The organism is Kribbella sp. NPDC048837, from assembly GCF_055586945.1.
On record NZ_JBVJHF010000002.1, the window covers coordinates 622,396 to 642,385 of the forward strand.

General features: G+C 69.9%; 23 protein-coding genes. 8 read left to right on the top strand and 15 right to left on the bottom strand.

Features of this window, described 5'->3' with window-relative positions; translation table 11 throughout:
- Positions 1-14 precede the first annotated feature (14 nt).
- From ACZ6O0_RS10855 to alr, 3 genes are read right to left on the bottom strand one after another with little or no spacing between them, the layout of a single operon-like run.
- Entirely contained in the window at positions 15-644 is a 630-nt protein-coding gene (locus ACZ6O0_RS10855; protein ID WP_465764635.1) for a M15 family metallopeptidase, read from the bottom strand.
- Positions 641-1,606 carry a D-alanine--D-alanine ligase family protein gene (locus tag ACZ6O0_RS10860; RefSeq protein WP_465764636.1) on the bottom strand — a complete coding sequence of 322 codons (966 nt, stop codon included), beginning with the start codon at positions 1,604-1,606 and terminating at the stop codon, positions 641-643. The genes ACZ6O0_RS10855 and ACZ6O0_RS10860 overlap by 4 nt, the downstream gene beginning before the upstream one ends.
- Positions 1,603-2,739 carry an alanine racemase gene (gene alr / locus ACZ6O0_RS10865; protein WP_465764637.1) on the bottom strand — a complete coding sequence of 379 codons (1,137 nt, stop codon included), beginning with the start codon at positions 2,737-2,739 and terminating at the stop codon, positions 1,603-1,605. Before alr ends, ACZ6O0_RS10860 begins: the two co-directional genes overlap by 4 nt.
- A 164-nt stretch (positions 2,740-2,903) precedes the next feature.
- Here alr and ACZ6O0_RS10870 point away from each other — a divergent pair, with 164 nt between their 5' ends.
- Positions 2,904-3,437 (top strand): CGNR zinc finger domain-containing protein, encoded by a 534-nt coding sequence (locus tag ACZ6O0_RS10870; RefSeq protein WP_465764638.1) that lies wholly within the window; start codon positions 2,904-2,906, stop codon positions 3,435-3,437.
- Here the strand turns inward: ACZ6O0_RS10870 and ACZ6O0_RS10875 are convergent.
- The 3 genes from ACZ6O0_RS10875 to ACZ6O0_RS10885 all read right to left on the bottom strand — a co-directional run bounded on the left by ACZ6O0_RS10875 (position 3,381) and on the right by ACZ6O0_RS10885 (position 5,990).
- Complete coding sequence (locus ACZ6O0_RS10875; protein ID WP_465764639.1) at positions 3,381-4,046, bottom strand: GNAT family N-acetyltransferase; 666 nt, start codon at positions 4,044-4,046, stop codon at positions 3,381-3,383. The two genes, ACZ6O0_RS10870 and ACZ6O0_RS10875, sit on opposite strands and share 57 nt — an antisense overlap.
- Before the next feature lie 36 nt (positions 4,047-4,082).
- A complete protein-coding gene (locus ACZ6O0_RS10880) occupies positions 4,083-5,228 on the bottom strand; it encodes an ROK family transcriptional regulator (RefSeq protein ID WP_465764640.1) in 1,146 nt (381 codons plus the stop codon).
- Between the two features lie 207 nt (positions 5,229-5,435).
- Positions 5,436-5,990: a TetR family transcriptional regulator gene (locus ACZ6O0_RS10885; protein ID WP_465764641.1), complete on the bottom strand. Its 555-nt coding sequence runs from the start codon at positions 5,988-5,990 to the stop codon at positions 5,436-5,438.
- 80 nt (positions 5,991-6,070) lie between these two features.
- Here ACZ6O0_RS10885 and ACZ6O0_RS10890 point away from each other — a divergent pair, with 80 nt between their 5' ends.
- Complete coding sequence (locus ACZ6O0_RS10890; protein ID WP_465765589.1) at positions 6,071-6,898, top strand: oxidoreductase; 828 nt, start codon at positions 6,071-6,073, stop codon at positions 6,896-6,898.
- A gap of 12 nt (positions 6,899-6,910) precedes the next feature.
- On the opposite strand, the gene ACZ6O0_RS10895 is transcribed toward ACZ6O0_RS10890, so the two are convergent.
- On the bottom strand, positions 6,911-7,612 hold the full coding sequence (locus ACZ6O0_RS10895) for a GAF and ANTAR domain-containing protein (protein ID WP_465764642.1): 702 nt from the start codon (positions 7,610-7,612) through the stop codon (positions 6,911-6,913).
- A gap of 149 nt (positions 7,613-7,761) precedes the next feature.
- Here ACZ6O0_RS10895 and nhaA point away from each other — a divergent pair, with 149 nt between their 5' ends.
- Both nhaA and ACZ6O0_RS10905 read left to right on the top strand, forming a co-directional pair.
- Entirely contained in the window at positions 7,762-9,648 is a 1,887-nt protein-coding gene (nhaA, locus tag ACZ6O0_RS10900; protein WP_465764643.1) for a Na+/H+ antiporter NhaA, read from the top strand.
- Between the two features lie 88 nt (positions 9,649-9,736).
- Positions 9,737-10,081: a rhodanese-like domain-containing protein gene (locus ACZ6O0_RS10905; protein ID WP_465764644.1), complete on the top strand. Its 345-nt coding sequence runs from the start codon at positions 9,737-9,739 to the stop codon at positions 10,079-10,081.
- A gap of 140 nt (positions 10,082-10,221) precedes the next feature.
- On the opposite strand, the gene ACZ6O0_RS10910 is transcribed toward ACZ6O0_RS10905, so the two are convergent.
- The 3 genes from ACZ6O0_RS10910 to ACZ6O0_RS10920 are packed head-to-tail and all read right to left on the bottom strand — an operon-like array spanning position 10,222 to position 12,430.
- Complete coding sequence (locus ACZ6O0_RS10910; RefSeq protein WP_465764645.1) at positions 10,222-10,752, bottom strand: tetratricopeptide repeat protein; 531 nt, start codon at positions 10,750-10,752, stop codon at positions 10,222-10,224.
- Positions 10,753-10,779: 27 nt separating this feature from the next.
- Positions 10,780-11,127: a DUF1622 domain-containing protein gene (locus tag ACZ6O0_RS10915; protein ID WP_465764646.1), complete on the bottom strand. Its 348-nt coding sequence runs from the start codon at positions 11,125-11,127 to the stop codon at positions 10,780-10,782.
- 16 nt (positions 11,128-11,143) lie between these two features.
- Positions 11,144-12,430 (bottom strand): FAD-binding oxidoreductase, encoded by a 1,287-nt coding sequence (locus ACZ6O0_RS10920; RefSeq protein WP_465764647.1) that lies wholly within the window; start codon positions 12,428-12,430, stop codon positions 11,144-11,146.
- Positions 12,431-12,503: 73 nt separating this feature from the next.
- Between ACZ6O0_RS10920 and pdxR the strand changes: the two genes are divergently transcribed.
- Positions 12,504-13,913, top strand: coding sequence for a MocR-like pyridoxine biosynthesis transcription factor PdxR (pdxR, locus tag ACZ6O0_RS10925; protein ID WP_465764648.1), 1,410 nt, complete (start codon positions 12,504-12,506; stop codon positions 13,911-13,913).
- 55 nt (positions 13,914-13,968) lie between these two features.
- A complete protein-coding gene (locus tag ACZ6O0_RS10930; protein ID WP_465765590.1) occupies positions 13,969-14,703 on the top strand; it encodes a GNAT family N-acetyltransferase in 735 nt (244 codons plus the stop codon).
- Here the strand turns inward: ACZ6O0_RS10930 and ACZ6O0_RS10935 are convergent.
- Complete coding sequence (locus tag ACZ6O0_RS10935) at positions 14,693-15,625, bottom strand: MBL fold metallo-hydrolase (RefSeq protein WP_465764649.1); 933 nt, start codon at positions 15,623-15,625, stop codon at positions 14,693-14,695. The genes ACZ6O0_RS10930 and ACZ6O0_RS10935 overlap by 11 nt on opposite strands.
- A 123-nt stretch (positions 15,626-15,748) precedes the next feature.
- On the opposite strand from ACZ6O0_RS10935, the gene ACZ6O0_RS10940 reads away from it, so the two are divergent.
- On the top strand, positions 15,749-16,630 hold the full coding sequence (locus tag ACZ6O0_RS10940) for a LysR family transcriptional regulator (RefSeq protein WP_465764650.1): 882 nt from the start codon (positions 15,749-15,751) through the stop codon (positions 16,628-16,630).
- Positions 16,627-17,499, top strand: coding sequence for a serine hydrolase (locus ACZ6O0_RS10945; protein WP_465764651.1), 873 nt, complete (start codon positions 16,627-16,629; stop codon positions 17,497-17,499). Before ACZ6O0_RS10940 ends, ACZ6O0_RS10945 begins: the two co-directional genes overlap by 4 nt.
- Here ACZ6O0_RS10945 and ACZ6O0_RS10950 read toward each other — a convergent pair.
- The 4 genes from ACZ6O0_RS10950 to ACZ6O0_RS10965 all read right to left on the bottom strand — a co-directional run bounded on the left by ACZ6O0_RS10950 (position 17,496) and on the right by ACZ6O0_RS10965 (position 19,952).
- Positions 17,496-17,885, bottom strand: a complete 390-nt coding sequence (locus ACZ6O0_RS10950; RefSeq protein WP_465764652.1) for a RidA family protein — start codon at positions 17,883-17,885, stop codon at positions 17,496-17,498. The genes ACZ6O0_RS10945 and ACZ6O0_RS10950 overlap by 4 nt on opposite strands.
- Before the next feature lie 125 nt (positions 17,886-18,010).
- Positions 18,011-18,496: a hypothetical protein gene (locus tag ACZ6O0_RS10955; protein WP_465764653.1), complete on the bottom strand. Its 486-nt coding sequence runs from the start codon at positions 18,494-18,496 to the stop codon at positions 18,011-18,013.
- Positions 18,493-19,248 (bottom strand): ABC transporter permease, encoded by a 756-nt coding sequence (locus ACZ6O0_RS10960; protein ID WP_465764654.1) that lies wholly within the window; start codon positions 19,246-19,248, stop codon positions 18,493-18,495. Before ACZ6O0_RS10960 ends, ACZ6O0_RS10955 begins: the two co-directional genes overlap by 4 nt.
- Positions 19,245-19,952, bottom strand: a complete 708-nt coding sequence (locus ACZ6O0_RS10965) for an ABC transporter ATP-binding protein (protein ID WP_465764655.1) — start codon at positions 19,950-19,952, stop codon at positions 19,245-19,247. The genes ACZ6O0_RS10960 and ACZ6O0_RS10965 overlap by 4 nt, the downstream gene beginning before the upstream one ends.
- Between the last annotated feature and the right edge of the window lie 38 nt (positions 19,953-19,990).

A 19,990-nucleotide genomic window follows, 5' to 3' on the forward strand; every position in this document is an offset into this window, starting at 1 on the left:
GCGATAGCCACCTCCTATGAAGCCGGTGAAAGGCTCGCCGCCGGGCCGTAGCGGGCGGCTGGGTGGTGTTCGAGGTAGGCCCAGTAGCGGTCGCCGTAGGACCAGTGCCACCACTCGGTCGGGTAGTTCACCAGGCCGGCCGCGGTCAGTACGTCGGCCAGCAGTGAGCGGTTCGTCCGTGCCTCGCGGCTGATGTTGGCCGCCGCGAAGAAGCACGCGCCGTTGCTCTGCTCGGGTGTCGCGTCGATCGGCGTACCCAGGTCGAGCGGACCGTGTGCCCCGACCAGTGTGAGGTCGACCGCGGCGCCGGCCACGTGCGGCGCGACCTCGACCGGGGAGACGAACCGGCTCGCGAGCACGTGGACGTCGTGGTCGGAGATGCCCGGATGCAGACGCTCCAACTCGGCGCGATAACCGTCGTAGATCTCCTGCTGGCTCTCGATCGGTCGCAACCCTTCCACCACGTGCAGCCGGATCCCCGCCGGCAGGAAGGTGTCCGCCACCGCCAGTCGGTCCGCGACGCTCTCCCGGGCGAACTGCCGGTCGGTCGTCGCGATGCCGCGGGTGAACAGGTCGACCAGCGGCTCACCGCTCTCGATCGCCGGGATCCGCGTGATCCGCTCGTCGCTCAGGAGAACGGTCATTGCTGGGCGACCGCCGTCCGGATCAGTGCGTCGACGACCTCGGCGTACGACATCCCGGCGGCCGCCCACATCCGCGGGAACTGCGACGCCGGCGTGAACCCGGGGAACGTGTTGATCTCGTTGACCACCGGCTCCCCGTCCGCCGGGACGAAGAAGTCCACCCGGGCCAGCCCTTTGCACCCGAGCACCTCGAAGACGTCGATCGCCGTACGCCGCAACCGCTCGGCCAGCGCCGGTTCCAGCGGCGCGGGTACGACGAACCGCGTGGCACTGCTGTCGTACTTGGCGGTCGCGTTGAAGAACGGCTGCTCCGGATCACTGTGGATCTCCAGCGCCGGCGCTGTGTCGACCCGCCCGTCCGGGAACTCCAGCACGGCCAGGTCGACCTCCCGGCCGGCCATCTCCCGCTCGACCAGCACGTGCGGATCCAGTGCGGCGGCATCCGCGATCGCGGCCGACAGCGTCCGGAGGTCGGTCGCCCGGGCCACGCCGAAGCTGGAGCCGCCGTTGCCGGGTTTGACGAACACCGGGAACTCGATCCCGGCCGCCTTCAGCTTCTGCATCGCGGCCTCGGTGTCGGTCAGGTCCGGACCGCGCAGGGTCACGCCGGGGGTGACCGCGATGCCGTGGGCCTTGAGGACCGCCTTGGTCAGGTGCTTGTCCAGCCCGACCGCGCTGGCCGCCACCCCGCTCCCGACGTACGGAACCTTGAGCTGTTCGAAGAAACCCTGCAGTACGCCGTCCTCGCCGCCCTCGCCATGCAGCGCCGGGATCGTGACGTCGCACGCCTGCAGGATCTCGATCGCCTCGTGCTGACCGTCCGACCAGTTGCCGTCGGCATCGATCACCAGGGGGATCGCGGTGTGGCCGAGAACCTCGACCGCCTTCACGATGCCCTTGCCGCTGGCCAGCGAGACCCGGTGCTCCGGATTCGCGCCGCCCATCACGATCGCGACCTTCATCGGTTGCCCTCCTCGTAGCGTCGGGGCACCCGGGATCCGATGCCGCAGTAGATGTCGTGCGGGATGGTGCCGGCCCACCCGGCCCAGTCCGCGGCCGTCGGCTCGCCCTGGCCGCCGTCGCCGAAGACGGTGACCGGCTCACCGGGTTCGACCGCGAGATCACCGGCGTCGACGACGAACTGGTCCATCGCGATCCGCCCGATCACGGGCATCCGGACGCCCCGGCACAGCACACTGGCTCGGCGTACGGCGGTGCGCGGGATCCCGTCGGCGTACCCGAGCGGGACGAGCCCGATCGTGGTGTCCCGGTCCGCGACGAAGTCGTGCCCGTACGAAACCCCTTCGCCGGCGCGGATCCGGCGTACCTGGGCCAGCTTGCTCAGCAGCCGCATCGCCGGCCGCAGACCGATGCCGGTCTCGTCGATCCCGTACAGGCCGGCGCCGATCCGGACCAGGTCGCAGTCGGGTGCGTCCAGGGTGATCGCGCCGGCCGAGTTCGCCAGGTGGACGACGCTCGGCCGCAGCCCGGCGCGGCGGGCGAGACTCACCCCGGTCCGCAGGAGCTGGAGCTGCCTCCGGCTCTGCACGGCCCCGGGGGAGTCGCCGTGCGAGAGGTGCGACCAGATCCCGCGGACCGCGACGGCGCCGAGCGCCTCGTAGTGCGCCGCCGCCCGGGTGAGCTCGATCCACTGGCCGGGCGCACTGCCCGCCCGGTGGAGTCCGGTGTCCAGCTTGAGGTGCACGTGATGCACCGAAGGGATGGCGACGACGCGCTGGAGCTCGGCGACGGTCGAGACGCTCACGTCCACGTCGACATCGCCGAGCAGCATCAGTTCGGCCGCGTCGTACAGCCAGGTGAGGATCGGAACGGTCAGGCCGGCCGCGCGCAGCTGCAGCGCCTCGTCGGCACGGGCGACACCGAGCCAGGTCGCGCCCGCCTCGACGGCGGCCCGGGCCACCGGTACCGCGCCGTGGCCGAACGCGTCGGCCTTGACCACGGCCAGGACGTTCTGCGGGACCAGCCGCCGGAAGGTGCGGACATTGTCCCGGACGGCGGACAGGTCGACGATCGCTTCGGATAGTCCGGCGATCCCGCGTGCTGCCGGGCGGTGGCGGGACTGAACCAGGTTCATGCCCGTTATTGTTGTTTCTGGCAACCATCGGGTTCATCGGTTCGCGGACGGATGTTGTCCCGCCCCGGCGTACGACCGTGGTAGCACGCAGCGGCATGCCCTGGTCTGACTGCCTCCTCCAGAGGAATGACCGCTTCCTCCCCGGGACTCGCCATAATGGATGAGTGGAGGCCACGGATCACCTGAAGGCGTCGCTGCTCGCGGCGATCGCGCTGGCGAACGCTTTCGGATCCACAACGCGCCAGGGCCGGCCGGCGGTTCCCCCCGATGCGGACGTCGTCCGCGCCGTGCTGCGACTGACGACCAACCGCGTCGAGGCCGTCGACGTCGCGGACTATGCCGCCGGCGGCAGGATGCTGTACGCCGCCCTGAGCCGGCTGCCCGACGTCGACGGGGCCGTCGGCCTCGTGAACGAGCTGCTCACGGACACCAAGGCCGCGCCGCAGCTCGTGCGCCGTGACGGGGCCCCGTGGCACCTGCATTTCGGTGGACCCGGCGCGACCGGCTGGCTGGCCGAGTTCGCGACCGCCGTCGCGATGCTGCTCGGCAATGACGACGTCGAACGGCTCAGGCGCTGCGAGGCGACCCGTTGCGACGACCTGTTCCTGGACTCGACCCGGAGCCGCACGCAGCGGTTCTGCTCAACGGCCTGCCAGAACCGCACCAAGGTCGCCGCCCACCGGGCGCGCGTCTCCTGACCCTGTCACCATAGTTGCCTCAGGCAACCAGCCGAGCTTCCGGTACAGGTGGAACCCGTCGGTGGTCGCCATCAGCAGCCCGGTGTTCGCGCCACACTCCAGCGCACGGCGGCCCAGCGTGCCCATCACCACACTGCCCAGCCCGCGCCGCCGGTGCGCCGGATCGGTGTGGATGTCGTGCATCACCGCATCGGTGCCGACGATCGCCAGCATGCCTCGCGCCGCCTCGGTGCCGTCCGCGGCATGCAAACGCACGTAGTGCAAGGGTCCCTCGGTGCTGAGCGAGAACTCGTAGTCCGTCGCCGGGTGCGGGTGTTCACGCAGCTCGATCGACATCAGGGTCTTCTGCTCGTCGAACGGTCGCACGCCCGCGGCCGCGAGCCGCCGGGCGATGTCGTCGCCTTGCTGGGTGGTCACGGTCAGCCAGGTGTCCCCGGTGACCTGTGCCGCCAGCCGGTCCATGGTCGCCGGATCGTCCGCGAGGGCGAACAACTCCCGCTCGCGTCCGGGCAACCGCAGCACGGCGGCCAGCGCGTCGTCGTACTCGATCAGTGGTTCCAGCCCGCGGCACAGCCGCCAGCCCTCGAGCCATCGCCTCACCAGGTCCATGGCGTCGAGTGTAACTGTTTATCGCCGAATAGTCAGTTACTCCGTTCCGAGCACGAAGGTCTGGATCGCGACCACCGCGGCGCCACGGGCCCACTCGCTGAAGTCGGCGGGCTGCAGCACCATCGGCAGTTCGGCGGCGGACGGATGACGGTCCGCGTGGAGGGCGGCGAGCAGTTCGTCGTGCGCGACCTCGGCGAGCCGGACGCCTTCGCCGCCGAGGACGACGAGGTCGGGCATGGTGAAGTTCGCGGCCGCCGCGATCAGCTTGCCCAGCGCGCGGCCGGCCCGGTCGATCACCGCGCGCGCCGCGGGATCACCCTTGGCCGCGAGCTCGAGCGCGTCGTCGTAGTCGACCGCCCGGCCCAGCGCCGTACTCACCTGCTCGGTGATGGCGCCCACGGTCAGCAGGCTGAGCGCGCAGCCGTGGTGGCCGCGGTCGCACCGCGGGCCGTCGGGGAGCAGCGGGTGGTGGCCGATCAGGCCGATGGTGACGTCCGGGCTGTCGACGGTCCGGTCGTGGACGACGAGTCCGTACCCGACTCCGGCGCCGATGGTGATCAGGACGAAGCGGTCCGAGTTCCGGCCGGCGCCGAACCAGTGGGTCGCCTCGGTCAGCGAGGTGAGGTCGTTCGCGATCACGATCGGCACGCTGGTGTGGGCGGCCATGATCTCGCCGAACGGTACGTCGACCCAGTTGAGGTACGGCCCCCAGCGAACCTCGGACTGGTTCGCGACGCGGCCGCCGAGGGACACGCCGAGCCCGGTGATCGGGACGCTTCCCGGCACCTGGACGGCCAGCTCGTCGGTGACTTCGAGGACCAGTTCGGCCACCACGGACGGCGTCGGATCCGTCAGCGGGCGCTCGACGCTCGCGATCACCTCGGCACGCAGCGTCGTCAGTACGCCGATCGCCGTGTCACCGGTGAGCTTGATGCCGACGAAGTGGTGGGAGGCCGGGTCGAGATCGAGCGGCTGCGACGGCCGGCCGACGCGGGCGTCCGTGGGTCCACCGGTCACCTCGACCAGCAGTCCGGACTCGACCATCGGTTTGGTCAACCGGGTCAGGCTGCCCGGCGACAGTCCGACGCGACGGGACAACTCCGCGCGCGACAACGGACCGTCCCGGAGGATCTCCAACGCAACCTGCCGCGAAGGTCCCGAGAGCGGCCGCCACTCACCCATTCCGCCAGCGTAACCGTGCCTGCATGAGTTGGACGCCGGGACGTGACCCGGTCCGCGGTACTGGCCGCACAAATCCCGGCGTCAAGCTCAACCCAACGGCGTGTAGATGTCCACACCCCTCGAAATCGTGAACAACGTGCTGGCGCGTTACCCAATTCTCCTCGAAGTATGCACCCGATTTCGATGGATGCTCCTTGGACAACGGTGTCAGATTCGGGTCCGGGCGCGGAGGCCCGGCAGCACCAGCGTGAGCCAGCGCGCACGCACATCGGCCGGTTGGTCGGTCGGCGCGGACGAGATCAACAGGTAAAAGTCGTCGACGGTGATGTCCGGGTGCAGATCGCCGTCGGCCTTGGCGATCTCGATCAGCCCGCCGAGCGCGGCGCCGGCCCGATCCTCCTCGGCCTGGTCGCCCGGATCGGCGCCGAGGGCCCGGGCCGCTGCCTTCACGGCGTGGTCCGTGGCGGATGCTTCCAGGACCCGGCCGAGCAGTTCGGTGATCTGGTCCATCGCGTGGGCGCCGCCGCGGACCCGCTCGGCGGCGGCCTCGATGTCGTCGGCGACGTGGCCCAGGTACTCCGAGATGACCGCGCTGACCAGGTCGGTCTTGTTCGGGAAGTGCCGGTAGAGGGTGCCGACGGCGACCCCGGCCGCGGCGGCGATCTCGTCCATCCCGGCGTCCGGCCCGTGCCGGGTGATCTGGTCGCGGGCGGCGTCCAGGATCTTCGTCCGGTTCCGGACCGCATCGGCACGCGGGGGCATAGGTCTCCTTGAAATATTGTGAACCTTGGTTCATGATAATCGTGAACCGGAGTTCATCTTACCTTCAGGAAGTGCTGACCATGACCAAGACCGCGCTCGTCACCGGTGCCTCCTCCGGCATCGGGGCGGCCACCGCCCGCAAACTCCACGCGCTCGGCTACACGGTGTACGGCGCGGCCCGCCGGCTCGACCGGATGAAGGAGCTCGCCGACGAGGGCATCCGGCTGGTCGAGCTGGACGTCACCGACGAGGACTCGCTGCGCGCCGGCGTCCAGCGGATCCTCGACGAGACCGGGCGGATCGACGTACTGGTGAACAACGCCGGCTACGGGTCGTACGGCGCGGTCGAGGACGTGCCGTTGTCCGAGGCGCGGTACCAGTTCGAGGTCAACGTGTTCGGTGCGGCGCGGCTGATCCAGTTGGTGCTGCCGGGGATGCGGGCGCAGCGGAGCGGGACGATCGTCAACATCAGCTCGATGGGCGGCAAGATCTACACGCCGCTCGGTGGCTGGTACCACGGCACCAAGTTCGCCCTCGAGGCGCTCAGCGACTGTCTTCGCCTGGAGACCAAGCCTTTCGGCGTCGAGGTGGTCCTGATCGAGCCCGGCGGCATCCGGACCGAGTGGGGTGGTATCGCGGCCGCCAATCTCCGCAAGACGTCCGGCTCCGGCCCGTACGCCGCCCAGGCCGAGGCGATGGCCCGCTCGATGGACTCGGAGTCCAGCGACCGCCGCAGCTCCCCACCCGAGGTCATCGCGGACACCATCGCCAAAGCCGTGACCGCGCGCCGGCCCCGGACCCGCTACGCGGCCGGGTTCGCCGCCAAGCCGCTGATCGCGCTCCGCCACCTGCTCCCGGCCCGCGCCTTCGACACCGTCATCCGCCGCGCCACCGGCGTACCCGCTTAGGCCGTGTCTGGCCTAGTGGGGAAGCTTGCGGGTGTCGATGAGTTGCTGGGCGACGTCCCTGAGCTTGGTGTTGGTGTCCTGGGAGTAGCGCTTGAGGATCGCGAACGCGCGGTCGCCGTCGACGTCGAAGCGTTCCATCAGGATGCCCATCGCCTGACCCACCAGCTTGCGGGCGTCGACGGCCTGGGCCATGGTCTCTTCGTGCCGGGCGGACGCGACCGCGACCGACGCGTGCCGGGCGAGGATGTGGGCGATGGCCTCGTCGTCGGGTGTGAAGGCGTCGGCCTCCGCGCTGTAGAGGCCGAGGACGCCGACGGTCTGGTGGGTGCCGTTGCCGGTGGTGAGCGGGACGTCGAGAACGCTGCGGACGCCGAGGGCGGCGACCTTCGCGGCCCACGCGGGCCAGCGGTCGTCGGTGCTGGTGTCGCGGATCAGGACCGTCGAGCGCTCACGCATGGCGGTGACCAGCGGACCGTTGTCGCTGCTGAGTTGCAGGTCGTAGACGTCGGCGACGACGGGGTCGGTGACCGCGGCGATCTCCGGGTGCGAACCACGGGTGTACAGGGCGACGCCGGCATAGGTGCAGCTCAGCGCCTGGAGCGCGAACTGGACGACCGCGTCGATCGTCTCTTCCACCCCCGGCGCATCGTGCAGCTCGATCGCCAGCCTCGCGAACGCGTCCGCGGACGTCGCGACCAGGTCTTGCTCGGACACAGGGCACTCCAGTCGTGCTCAAGCCATCGGGCACCCCGTGGCTGGAGTGATCCTCAGAGGACATCATGCAGCCCAGGGGCCCGGAAACGTTAGCTGAATCGGCCAGCGAATTTTCTGGGTCATCAAACCCAGAACGTTAGAGTGATCCCATGACGGACTTCTCGGCGCTGCTGAGCGGCCGGACCCTCTGGCGGCGGGAGTTCGCGGCACCGTTGCGGGCCTTCCTGCGGACCGAGGCGGGCAGCTCCGGCGTCCTCGCCGCGGCGATCGTGGTCGCCCTGCTGTGGGCCAACCTCGCACCCGGGATGTACGACGAGTTCTGGCGGACCGAGCTGTCGATCGGGCTCGGTCACGACGTCCTCAGCCTGGACCTGCGGGAGTGGATCAACAGCGGCCTGATGACACTGTTCTTCCTGGTGGTGGGCCTGGAAGCCCGCCGGGAGTTCGACCTCGGCGACCTGCGCGACCGCAGCCGGTTCGTGCTGCCGCTGCTGGCCGGGGTCGCCGGGATGATCGCGCCGGTGCTGATCTACCTGGCCTTCAACGCCGGGGGCGAGGGCGCGCACGGCTGGGGTGTCGCGATGTCGACCGACACCGCGCTGGCGCTCGGCCTGCTCGCGCTGGTCGGCCGGGGCGTCCCCGATCGGGTCCGCGTGTTCCTGCTGACCGTGTTCGTGGTCGACGACCTGCTCGCGCTCGTCGTGATCGCGGTCGTCTACAGCGAGGACATCGAGCTGATGCCGCTCGTGCTGGCCGTCGTGGCCTTCGGCATCGTCCTGGTCCTCGCGTTCTTCCACGTCCGCAAGGCCTGGATGTACGTCGTCCTCGGTGTGCTGATGTGGTCCGCGTTGCTGACCAGCGGCGTCGACCCGGTGGTTGCCGGACTCGCGATCGGGCTGACGGCTTCGGCGTACTCACCGGGGCGTGAGGAGCTGGAGCAGGCAACCGGTCTGTTCCGGTTGTTCCGCGAGCAGCCGACGCCCGAGCTGGCGCGTTCCGCGACGGTCGGGCTGACCGCGACGATCTCGCCGAACGAACGGCTGCAGTACCTCTACCACCCGTGGACGAGCTACCTGATCGTCCCGCTGTTCGGCCTGGCCAACGCCGGCGTCACGATCGATGCGGATTTCCTCGGCCGCGCGTACATGGCACCGATCACCCTCGGCATCCTGGTCGGTTACGTGGTCGGCAAGCCGGTCGCGGTGACGTCGGTGTCCTGGCTGCTCGACCGCGCCACCCGGGGCCGGTTCCGGCCGCAGGTCGGCTGGGCCGCGGTGGCCGGCAGCGGCACCATCGCCGGCATCGGCTTCACGGTTTCTTTGCTGATAGCAACGATCGCCTTCGAGGGTCCACAGCTGGCGGAGGCGAAGCTGGGCCTCCTGTCGGCGGTCGTGGTTGCTTCCGCCCTTACCTGGCTGGTGTTCCGGGCGGCCAAGCTGCTGTCACCGCCGAAGAAGGCGCTGGCGCTGCTCGGCGATGCGGAGCAGCTGCTGGACCTGACCGACCCGGTCGATCCCGAGCGCGACCACATCCGCGGCCCGGAGAACGCGTCGGTGACCCTGGTCGAGTACGGCGACTTCGAGTGCCCGTACTGCGGATTGGCCGAGCCTGTCGTCCGTGACCTGCTGCAGGACGACGACCTGCGCTACGTCTGGCGGCATCTGCCCCTCAGTGACGTCCATCCGCGGGCGCAGATCGCGGCGGAGGTGTCCGAGGCCGCCGCGGCCCAGGGGGCGTTCTGGGAGATGCACGACGTCCTGCTCTCGAACCAGGAGAACCTCCAGCCGGCCGACCTGATGCGGTACGCCGACCAACTCGGCCTGGACACGGCCAAACTCCACGACGAGGTGAAGCGGCATGTGGCGGCGGCGCGGGTCGCGCAGGACGTGGAGTCCGCCGACACCAGTGGGGTGTCCGGGACGCCGACGTTCTTCGTCAACGGCCAGCGGCACTACGGCGCGTACGACGTCGAGACGCTGAAGACCGCGATCAAGGTCGCCCGGGCCCGGGCCAAGATCAGCGATCGGCGTGGCTGAATCTTGTTGCACTAGGGCATTCCTGCCACTGTCGCGGTGTGCCAGGGATGGCTGACGCTGGTGGCTCCCGATCACGAAGGAGCCCCGCATGACCGTTCAGACCTCGGCCATCCTGCAGACATCCGCCGCCGCGGCGGAGGCTGCCGTCGCGCACTTCGCCGGGCGGTTGTCCTTCGAGGCGGATGTGTCGGACGTGGCCGCCGACATCGGTGCCGGCGTGACCGGGTGGGTGCTGGTCGACAGCCGCAGCCAGGAGAGCTGGGACCAGGGGCACGTACCGGGCGCGATCCACCTGCCGACCCGGGAGATCGCGGCCCGCGCGGCGTCCGTCGTACCTGACGGCGTCACGGTGGTGACTGGGGTCCCGGGTGCAACGGCGCGACGAAGGCCGCGCTGGAGTTCGCCAAGCTGGGGTATCCGGTCAAGGAGATGATCGGCGGCTTCGAGTACTGGGCTCGCGAAGGACTGCCGGTGGAGACGGCCGACGGGATCGACCGCCGGCTACCCGACCCGCTCACCGCGCCCCGCGGTGTCGCGTGCGCGTGCTGAATCGCTGGTCGGCAAGGAGCTCTGTCAGAGGCCGGCGAGGTACTCGGCGTTGCCGCGGATCGCTGCCTCGTAGCGCTTGATCTCCGCGCTCTCCACCCGGTCGGCGATGACGAGCAGCAAGGTGGCGAGCGCCTTGTCCTTCTCGCCGGCCGCGTGCAGGGTGAGCGACTTGAACACCCGCAGCGAGTCCGACTCCGGGAACTCGGCGCACGCCTGCTTGAAGATGTACAGCGACTCGTCGAACCGGTCGAGGTTCCGCAGCGTGCTCCCGTACTGCAGGAGGCACTTGCGCCGTGTCTCGCCGGTCAGGTGGGGCAGGGCGCGCTCGTAGTACGCGACCGCCTTCTCCTCCTGGCCGTCGGTGTCGTACGAGCCGCCGACCTCGTAGAGCACGTACGGGTTGTCCGGGTGTTCGGCGAGCAGCTTCTCGAAGAAGTCGATCGTCGGCTGCATGTTGTCCCGGTCCCGCCGGGCGAACGCCGCCTCGATCGTCGCCGCCAACTCCGGCGTCAGTTCGGCCGGGGCCGCGGGCTGGGGAAGGTCCTGACTGGTCACCCCTCCATCATGCCGCGCCTGTCACGCCTATTTCGGCGCGCGCTGCTGCCAGGGCCACGCGCCGGAGATCTCCACCTCGAGGGCGAAGCTCAGCACGGTCCGGATCACCACGATCAGGCCGAGCACCAGGACGCTCTCGAGGGAGGTCTCGACGATGATCGTCCGGATGATGTCGCCGACGATCAGGATCTCCAGGCCGAGCAGGATGACCCGGCCGAGGTTGACCCGGAGCTCCTGGTAGCTGCCCGCGCCCTTGCGGGCGACGACGTCGTACACGTAGCGGATCAGGACGACGGCGAGCCCGATGGCCATGATGAAAACGCCGGCGCCCTCGATCACGCGGGCGACGTCGGCGAACACCGCCTCGAAGTCCACCGTCCACAACTACCAGTCAGGCGGCGGTCTCCGCACTCGCCTCGCCGGGACGGATGTTCTGGTTGAGGTGGAAGACGTTGTCCGGGTCGTACGCCGTCTTCAGCGCGACCAGCCGGGCCAGCTTGGCCGGCGGGAACGCGCGGTGGATCGGGTCGCCGTTGAGCGTGTTCACATAGGCCCCGTTCGCGTACGGCGCCAGCGTCGCGGCGTACTCGCGCAGTTGGGCGATCCGGGTCTCGTCCTCGGCCGGGTCCTCCCAGCGGGTCGCGGTGACGAACTCGAACAGCGTGTCCCGGTGGCTGAAGGCCGCGTCGTCGTCGGGCACGTCGGCGATCGCGCCGCCGTACGCCTGCAGGCTCGCGGATACGCCGGGCGTGCGGAGGAGCGCGCGGATCGCGTCGTCCGACAGCGCCTTGAAGTAGTGGCCCTTCCAGTAGCGGCGGTACCGGTGGCCCTGGACGCTGTCGTCCCGCATCTGCAGTTCCAGGTACGACGTCTCGTCGACGGACTCGTCGCTGACCGGACCCAGCGCCCGGAACGCCGGCAGCAAGGAGTAGCCGCCCTCGCCGACCCACACGTACCCGACGGTGATCGAGTCCGGCGTGATGCTCGCGGTGAACGTCGCCTCCCGCGGGGCCCGTGCGTTCAGTTCACGCCATCCCCGCAGTACGTCGAACCCCGCCGACGCCGGATAGGTGAACTCGGCCACCAGCGCCCGCGTCCCCACCTGGTGCAGCCGGAACTCGAACGCCGTGACGATCCCGAAGTTCCCGCCGCCACCACGCAACCCCCAGAACAACTTGGGGTTCTCGTCGGCACTCGCCCGGACGACCGAACCGTCCGCCGTGACCACCTCGTACGACGCCACGTTGTCGCAGGCCAGACCGAACCGCCGGGCCAGCCAGCCCATCCCGCCGCCGAGCGTGAGTCCGCCGACGCCGGTGTGCGAGACGTTGCCGGCAGTTGTCGCCAGACCGTACTCCTGGGCCGCCTTGTCCAGCTCACCCAGCAGCGCACCGCCCTGGATCCAGGCCAGCTGCCGCTCGGGATCGACCCGGACCGCGTTCATCGGCGTCAGGTCGATCATCAGTCCACCCTCGGGGACGGCGAGACCGGCGATGTTGTGCCCGCCGCAGCGGACCGCGATCTCCAGGCCGGTCTCGCGGGCGAACCGGACGGCGGCGACCACGTCCTCGGTGCTCTCGCACCGGGCGATCACGGCCGGGCGGCGGTCGATCATCGCGTTCCAAACGGTCCGGGCCTCGTCGTACCCGTGGTCGCCGGGGTGCAGCAGTGTGGTCATCGGTCTCTCTCCTCGATCGGGCTGGTGCGTTCAACCCTGACAGCGAAGCGGTACTCCGATAAGGTCCAGTTGCGTGAGCCGAATCAGGACCAGTTCCGGAGCCGGCGAGTTGCTGGTGGAGCTCCGGCGGGACACCGGCGTACCGCTGCACCAGCAGCTGGAGAGCGGGATCCGGACGCGCATCCGGGCCGGTCTGCTGCGCGCGGACACGGTGATGCCGTCGACCCGGGCGCTCGCGCACGACCTCGGGCTGTCCCGCGGCGTCGTGGTCGAGGCGTATCAGCAGCTGGTCGCGGAGGGGTATCTGGTCAGCCAGGGCGGCGGCTATACCCAGGTCGCCGATATCGCCGTGGTCGAGGCCGCGGCCGCTCGTTCTCCCGTGGCCGGTCCGCCGCGGATCGACTTCCGCTACAGCCGGCCGGACGTCTCCCAGTTCCCGCGCGCGGCCTGGCTCCGATCGATCCGCCGGGTCCTGAACGAGACGCCGTACCGCAGCCTCGCTTACCTCGACGGGCGCGGCACGATCGAGCTCCGGACGGCGCTGGCCGACTACCTGAACCGGGTCCGCGGTACGGCGGCCCGCCCGGAGCACATGCTGATCTGCAACGGGTTCGCCCAGGGATCGCGGTTGCTCCTACAGGTCCTTGCCGAGCAAGGTTATCGACGGCTCGCGGTCGAGGACCCGTCCGACAACGACCTGCGTGACGTCGCGGCACGGGCCGGCCTCGAGACGGTCGGCGTACCCGTGCTCGACTCGGGGGTCGACGTCGACGCGCTGGAGCGGTCCGGGGCTGACGTCGTACTGGTGACGGCGGCGCATCAGTTCCCGACCGGGGCGGTGGCGTCGGCGGAGACGCGAGCCGCCCTGGTGGCGTGGGCAGCGCGGGGCGATCGGCTGATCTTCGAGGACGACTACGACGCGGAGTACCGGTACGACCGGGAGCCGATCGGCGCGATGCAGGGACTGGCGCCGGATCGCGTGGCCTACGCGGGTACGGCGAGCAAGACACTCGCACCGGGGTTGCGACTGGGGTGGCTGATCCTGCCGGCCCGGTTGGTCGAGCCGATGTCGCACGCGAAGCTGATGGACGATCGTGGGTCTCCGGTGTTCGACCAGCTGGCCTTCGCGGACTTCGTGGCCCGGGGTGAGTTCGACCGGCACCTGCGCCGGATGCGGCCGCGGTACCGGTTGCTGCGGGACACGCTGGTCGAGCGGCTGGCGGCGCGGTTGCCGGAGTTCGAGCCGGTCGGGGTGTCGGCCGGGCTGCATGTGATGGCGTACCTGCCGCCGGATCTGGCCGAGGAACCGCTCGAGGCGGCCGCGCGCGACCGCGGGCTCGGGGTCTACGGGCTGGCGCCGTACTGGGTGTCGGCGCCGGGGCCGGCCGGGCTCGTCTTCGGATACGGCTCGCTCACCCCGAAGGAAGTTGTCGAGGGCATCGACCTGCTGGCGGACACGATCGCGGCGCTCCGGCGTGGATGAATAACTATCCATTCCATTGCAATTCAATCCGAGGAGTTCTAGCCTTGGGTGAGTGATGACCGCTGCCCGGATCAACCATCTGATGAATCAAGGCTGGCCCGCCGCCCACAGCGCCGAACTGGACGGCTGGCTGGTGCGACGCAACGCCGGCGTCACCCTGCGAGCGAACTCGGTGCTTCCGGCGAGCGCGCCGTTCGATCTCACAAAGGCCTTGGATTACGTGGAAAGCCTGTATCTGGCGCACAGCATCACGCCGTGCTTCCAGATCAGCCCGGCGGCCCAGCCGACCGACCTGGACGCTCACCTCGAGGCGCGTGGCTATGAGGTCCGGACGCCGACGCTGGTGCAGGCCGCCGAGATCTCCGAGGTGCTCGCCAAGCTGCCCTCGTCGACGACCGAGGTGAATATTTCCTCGGCGCCCTCCGACGCCTGGATGGACTTCTGGTGGAACGGCGACGGCCACGGTGGTGGTCCCGTCGAGCAGGCGGCCGCCCGCCAGATCCTCGACGGCGGCCAGGCCCTGTATGCCCTCGTCCCTGGCGTGAAGGCGATCGGCCGGCTCGCCCTGGTCGACGACACTGCCGGTCTGTACTGCCTCGCTGTCGACGAGCGCTTCCGCCGGCAGGGCCTCGCCCTCGCCGTCATCCGGGCTTTGTTGCAGGAGGCAATGATCAGCGGGATGCGCTGGGTCTGGCTGTCGGTTCTCGAGGACAACGAGCCGGCCCGGGCCCTGTACGACCGCCTGGGCTTCCGGACCGTCTCGCAGTACCACTACCGGGTCAAAGCGTGATCTTCTCCAGGTGATCGAGGACCACGAATTCCGCGCCGGTCTTCTCCACGGAGCCGCGGAGCGGGGCGAGGTCGGTCCAGGGGATGCCCGGCTGGTCGAGCGGCTGGTCGAAGTCGTCCCAGTGCGTCGCGATGACCTTCTTGACCGGCTTGATCGTCTGCAGCAGGCGATCGGTGATACCCGGTTCGCCGCCCGGTGCCGCGAGGACGACATCCACCTGGACTCCGCGCAGTGCGTTCGGGTCGAAGTTCGCCGTACTCAGGCTGAGGATGCGCAGGCCGCCGATCGTGATCACGTAGGCGAGCGTGCCGCCCTCGACCAGGTCCTCGATCACGCGTGGGCGGGGCGGGATGGAGTCGAGCCGGTAGCCCGGGTACGCGTAGGTGTGCCGCTTGCCGCTGCAGGAGTGGAGCGACGGGAAGACCTCGACGGTGAAGCCGTCGAACTGCAGGTACTCACCGCCGCGCACGGGTGACAGGAGTTCCGCGGGCGTCCGCATCGCCCGGAGCAGGTTGACGTGCGTCTGGGTGCCGAAGACGGTCGCCTGCGTCTTCTGCGCGACGTACGGTACGTCGGCCAGGTGGTCGTAGTGCCCGTGGTGGACGAGGATCGCGTCGGCCGTGCTCAGGTGGCGATCGATCACGTCGGGCTTGATCACCAGCTTGGTCTGGGGGTCCGCCCCCTCGGGCGTGAACGTGCCGGTCTTGAAGCGGGTGAGCCAGGGGTCGGTCAGGACGACGCTCTTACCCGACCGGAGCTGCCACGCGTGGGTCCCGAACCACGTGATTTCCACCGGAGTCCGTTGTGCTGGGGTCTCCGTTGCGTGCGTCTCCGCGGTGGCGGCCTCGCCGCGGGTCGCCACGCCGATCACGCCGGCCGCCCCGACCGCGGCCGCGCCCGTCAACATCCCTCTGCGGCTCATCTTCACCGTGTCTCCTCTCGCCGTACCGAAGCCCACAGTCAAGGCGAGGCCGTCAGACGGTGTCGAATATGCTCTTACGCATGCATCGATTGGCTGGAGATATCACCGCAGGTCAGCCGGGTCATGCTGACTGAGCGCCACCTGCAGATCTTCATTGCGCTGGCGGAGGAGCAGCACTTCGGCGACGCGGCCCGGGTGGTCGGCATCACCCAGCCGCCGCTGTCGCAGGGGCTGCGCCGGCTGGAGGCGCTGGTCGGCGCGAAGCTGTTCGAACGCGGGCAGGGCCGGGTCGAGCTGACCTCGGCCGGCGCCGCGTTGCTCCCGTACGCGCGGCGCGCGCTGACCTCGATGGAGGAGCTGCACCAGGCCGCGGTCGCGCGCGACCCGGAAGGCCCGGAGATCCGGCTCGGGCTGGCCCCGGAGGTCCCGCCGTCGGCCGGTGCCGCGGTGGCGGCGGCCTGTGGTGCGGTGATCCCGGGCAGCCGGGTGACTGTGGTGTCCGCGCCGACCAGTTCGCTCGTCGGCCAGGTGGGTACGGGCCGGCTGACGCTGGCCGCCGTACTGCATCCGACGGTGCTGGACGGGCTCGAGGCCGGCCCGGTGACGTTGTTGCCGACGTGGGCGCTCGTACCGACCTCGGTGATTCCGGACGATGGTTCGGACGTCGCGTTGCGGCGGTTGGGTCGGCTGCCGGTCGCTGTCCGGCCCCGAGCCGAGGCGCCGGCGGCCAGGGATCTGTTCCTGGACACGCTGGCGTTGCACCGACCGGATGGCGGAACGGCCGTGGTCACGGACGAGCGGGCCGGGTTGGCGATGGCGGCCGCCGGACAGGTGATCGTGGTGACGGCCGATCCGGCGTTGTCGGCTCCGGGCGTCGGGCGGCATCGGCTGGCCGACGATCCGCTGCCGGTGCGGCTCCGGCTGGTGTGGTCTCGGACGCGTACGCCGTTCCTCCGGCCGGCGGACGTGATGTCGCAGCTCACGGACGCGCTGGTGACCTCGTGAACGCCCGGATCCGCGGGGTCTTCGAGGACGCGGGCGTCCGCGGCTGGTTGCACGCGGTCGCGCTCGACGAGCCGGACTCGACGGTCGAGGTGGACGCGGATGACGTCGTACCGATGGCTTCGGTCTACAAGTTGCCGTTGCTGGCTGGCTTCTGCCGGCTGGTGGATCTGGGTGAGGTCGATCCACGCGAGCGGCTGACGCTGGATCCGTCGACGCGGACGGCCGGGCCGACCGGGTTGTCGTTGTTCGCCGATCCGGTGACGTTGTCGTTGCGGGACCTGGCCGTGTCGATGATGACGGTGTCCGACAACGCCTCGGCGGACGCACTGCTCGACGTGGTCGGGTTGCCGAGGCTGGCCGAGTTGCTGAAATCCTTCGGCCTGCAACGGACCTGGGTGCGGCGGGGGACCGCCGGCCAACTGCGTCACCTGCAGCGCCAGACCGGGGTGGACAGTCCGGACGCGGCTCTCGCCGTACTCGCGGACAACGACCGGACCGATCCGATCGGGGTCTACGAGGCGGCGAACGCGTCGGCGTGCAGTGCGCGGGACATGACCTTGTTGCTGCGACGGTTGTGGACGGGGGAGTTGCTGTCACCCGAGCAGACCGCGTTCGTGCAGTCGACGATGCGTCGGCAGGTGTTCCTGCACCGGCTGGCGTCCGGCTTCCCGCACGACGCCGTACGCGTCGCCGGGAAGACCGGCACCTTCGGGGCTCTCCGCCACGAGGTCGGGGTCGTCACCCTCCCGGACGGCGCCGCCTTCGCGGTGGCGATCTTCACCCTGGCCGCCCGCGGCGACCTCCGCCAGCCCCGCGTCGACGCAGCCATCGGCGAAGCCGCCCGCGTCGCAGTCGATCTCCTCCGCTAGATCACCGCGTAGGCCTCGACTTCCAGGAGGGCGTCGGGGCTGAAGAGGGCGACGACCTGGACGGCGGTGCTGGCGGGTGGGTTGGCGGTGTCGACGTACTCGTCGCGCGCCGCACGGATGGCCGGCAGGTAGGCGATGTCGGTGACGTAGAAGTTCAGCTTCACCACGTCGGCGAAGGTCGCACCGGCCGCCGTCAGGCACGCGTCCAGATTCGCGAACACCTGCCGCGCCTGGGCCTCGGGATCACCGACGCCGACGAACTTCCCGTCCGCGTCCAGCGCCACCTGCCCGGCAATCGCCACCCACTGCCCCGGCCCGGTCACCACATGGCTGTAACCGTTGCCTGGGGCAACACTGTCGGGCCGCGGAAACGAGAGCTTGCTCAAGAGTTCCTCCGAAGAGTTGTCGGTTGCTCCATCCTCGCAGGGTGTACCGAAGGACGGGAGGTGGTCGGCCTGCGCGGGCGCGTTCAGGCGGGGACAAGGTTGCCGGCCGGCGGCTGGGCCGACCACTACCCGTTCTTCGGTACGCCATCACCGCGGCGGGTGCCGGTTCGGGGTTGGCGTCGGGCTATGAGGGCGCCGATGGCCAGGAGGGACGGGACGGCGATTGCGACCGGGAGGGCGGCCCCGGTGTCGAGGGTCTGGCGGGGTGTGACCGTGATCCGGACCGGTGGGCCGGCGACGAGGGGGCCGGAGCGGGGGATCAGGACGACGTACACCGCGAAGTGGCCGGGGTTGACTGCCTGGAACTCCCAGTCCAGCTGGGTTTCCGGGCCGGCCGGGACCGGTTGGGTGACGTCCTGGGTCCAGTCCTCCAGGTCGACGTACACGCCGTCGAGGCTGACCACGTTGAGATGGGCGATCGCCGGGCCGGATGAGCTGACGACTGACTCGACCGTGAGGGTCTGGCCGATCTGCGCAGTCAGCTGGTCGTGGTTCATGGTGATCGTCGGGTCGGCGAGCAGGACCGTGGCGATCAGGCTGAGCAGGTTCATCGCGACCCCGCATTCAGCCGGACGAGTCGCGGACCGGCCACGATCAGGACGGCGACGACGACCAGGGCGACCACGACCGGTGAGGCCAAGTAGTCGAGGTCGCGGGTCCAGCCGCGGCGGTTCACGACGATCTGGGAGATGTAGTGCAGGGCCGACCCGATCGGGTTGATCCGGGTCAGGATCTGGCCGAAGCCGGTCTTCGGCAGGGCTGGCAACTGGGTCGGCGCGAACAGGACGAGGAGGAGCAGCAATCCGCAGGCCAGGCTGGTCTTGTTGGAGTTCGTCCAGGCACTGAAGAGCAGGCCGAGACCGCCGAGGCCGATTGCCACGAAGGTGCCGACGATGAGGGCGAGCAGCGCGGCCTGGCCGGCGCCGCCGAGCACCCACAGATAGGGCAGTGTGACGATCAGGCAGGCCAGCCACATGGTCGAGGCGGCGGCGAGTTTGCCGACGACGATCGCTCGCCGGGACACCGGAGTGAGCAGGAGCCCTTCGAAGGTGCCGCGTTCGCGTTCGCCGCTGATCGCGTCCGCGCTGACCACGACCGTGAGCAGTACGCCGACAGCCAGCCCCACCTGGACCGTGAGATTGACCGCCTCGCGTTGCTCGAGGAAGTTCATCGCCCGGTTGGTCGCGGCCAGAAAGGTCATCGCACTGAGCAGGACACTGAACCCGAACACCAGCACCGGTCCGCGGCCACCGATCCAGAGGTCCCGGCTTTCCTGCTCGGCGACCACAGTCCACCTGGTCATGATTCGGTCAGGTCGAGGAACGCGGCGCTCAGGCTGCCGGATCCCGCGACGATGTCGGCGAGCGGCCCGGCCGCCCGGAGCCTGCCGTGATCGAGGATGAGCACACTGCCGCAGACCTGCTCGACCTCGGTCAGCGTGTGGGTCGACAACACGACCGTCGCACCGCGCTGTTCGGCGAGATCGGCGATCGTGGCGAGGATCTCGCGCTGGCCGGCCGGGTCCAGACCGAGTGTCGGCTCGTCCAGGAACACGACCGCCGGATCGTTGACGAGCGCCCGCGCGATCCCGAGCCGTTGCTTCATTCCCCGGCTGTACGTCGAGATCCGCCCGTCGCCGAGACCGACTTCGGTGAGCAACCGATCGGCCACCGTGGCCGCGTCCCGCCGGCTCTGGCCGAACAAGCGGGCCGCGTATCGGAGGTACTCGGCACCCGTCTGCCGTCCGGGATAGCCCGCGCTCTCCGGCAGCACACCGATGCGTTCCCTGATCTTGTCCGGTCGATCGCCAGGAATGCCGGCCACGGCGAACGTCCCGCCGGTCGGCTCGAGGATCGTCGTGAGCAGGCGGATCGTGGTGGTCTTCCCGGCGCCGTTCGGTCCGAGCAGCCCGATCACCTCGCCCGCGTCCGCCGCGAACGTGAGTCCCTCGAGGGCGGTGCGCGCGCCGTACCGCTTGCTCAGGCCGATCGCCTCGATGGTCGCCATGGGCCGACGGTAGGTCCGCGCTGCTGAATCCTGGCTGA

What these genes read in the sequence shown, in the direction of transcription:
- ACZ6O0_RS10960 (WP_465764654.1), bottom strand. Translation starts at nt 19,248, where the DNA reads ATGACCAGGTGGACTGTGGTCGCCGAGCAGGAAAGCCGGGACCTCTGG.
- ACZ6O0_RS10890 (WP_465765589.1), top strand. Translation starts at nt 6,071, where the DNA reads ATGACCAAGACCGCGCTCGTCACCGGTGCCTCCTCCGGCATCGGGGCG.
- ACZ6O0_RS10920 (WP_465764647.1), bottom strand. Translation starts at nt 12,430, where the DNA reads ATGACCACACTGCTGCACCCCGGCGACCACGGGTACGACGAGGCCCGG.
- alr (WP_465764637.1), bottom strand. Translation starts at nt 2,739, where the DNA reads ATGAACCTGGTTCAGTCCCGCCACCGCCCGGCAGCACGCGGGATCGCC.
- ACZ6O0_RS10955 (WP_465764653.1), bottom strand. Translation starts at nt 18,496, where the DNA reads ATGAACCTGCTCAGCCTGATCGCCACGGTCCTGCTCGCCGACCCGACG.
- ACZ6O0_RS10880 (WP_465764640.1), bottom strand. Translation starts at nt 5,228, where the DNA reads ATGGGTGAGTGGCGGCCGCTCTCGGGACCTTCGCGGCAGGTTGCGTTG.
- ACZ6O0_RS10935 (WP_465764649.1), bottom strand. Translation starts at nt 15,625, where the DNA reads ATGAGCCGCAGAGGGATGTTGACGGGCGCGGCCGCGGTCGGGGCGGCC.
- ACZ6O0_RS10875 (WP_465764639.1), bottom strand. Translation starts at nt 4,046, where the DNA reads ATGGACCTGGTGAGGCGATGGCTCGAGGGCTGGCGGCTGTGCCGCGGG.
- ACZ6O0_RS10930 (WP_465765590.1), top strand. Translation starts at nt 13,969, where the DNA reads ATGACCGCTGCCCGGATCAACCATCTGATGAATCAAGGCTGGCCCGCC.
- ACZ6O0_RS10885 (WP_465764641.1), bottom strand. Translation starts at nt 5,990, where the DNA reads ATGCCCCCGCGTGCCGATGCGGTCCGGAACCGGACGAAGATCCTGGAC.
- ACZ6O0_RS10940 (WP_465764650.1), top strand. Translation starts at nt 15,749, where the DNA reads ATGCTGACTGAGCGCCACCTGCAGATCTTCATTGCGCTGGCGGAGGAG.
- nhaA (WP_465764643.1), top strand. Translation starts at nt 7,762, where the DNA reads ATGACGGACTTCTCGGCGCTGCTGAGCGGCCGGACCCTCTGGCGGCGG.
- ACZ6O0_RS10860 (WP_465764636.1), bottom strand. Translation starts at nt 1,606, where the DNA reads ATGAAGGTCGCGATCGTGATGGGCGGCGCGAATCCGGAGCACCGGGTC.
- ACZ6O0_RS10855 (WP_465764635.1), bottom strand. Translation starts at nt 644, where the DNA reads ATGACCGTTCTCCTGAGCGACGAGCGGATCACGCGGATCCCGGCGATC.
- ACZ6O0_RS10905 (WP_465764644.1), top strand. Translation starts at nt 9,737, where the DNA reads ATGACCGTTCAGACCTCGGCCATCCTGCAGACATCCGCCGCCGCGGCG.
- ACZ6O0_RS10965 (WP_465764655.1), bottom strand. Translation starts at nt 19,952, where the DNA reads ATGGCGACCATCGAGGCGATCGGCCTGAGCAAGCGGTACGGCGCGCGC.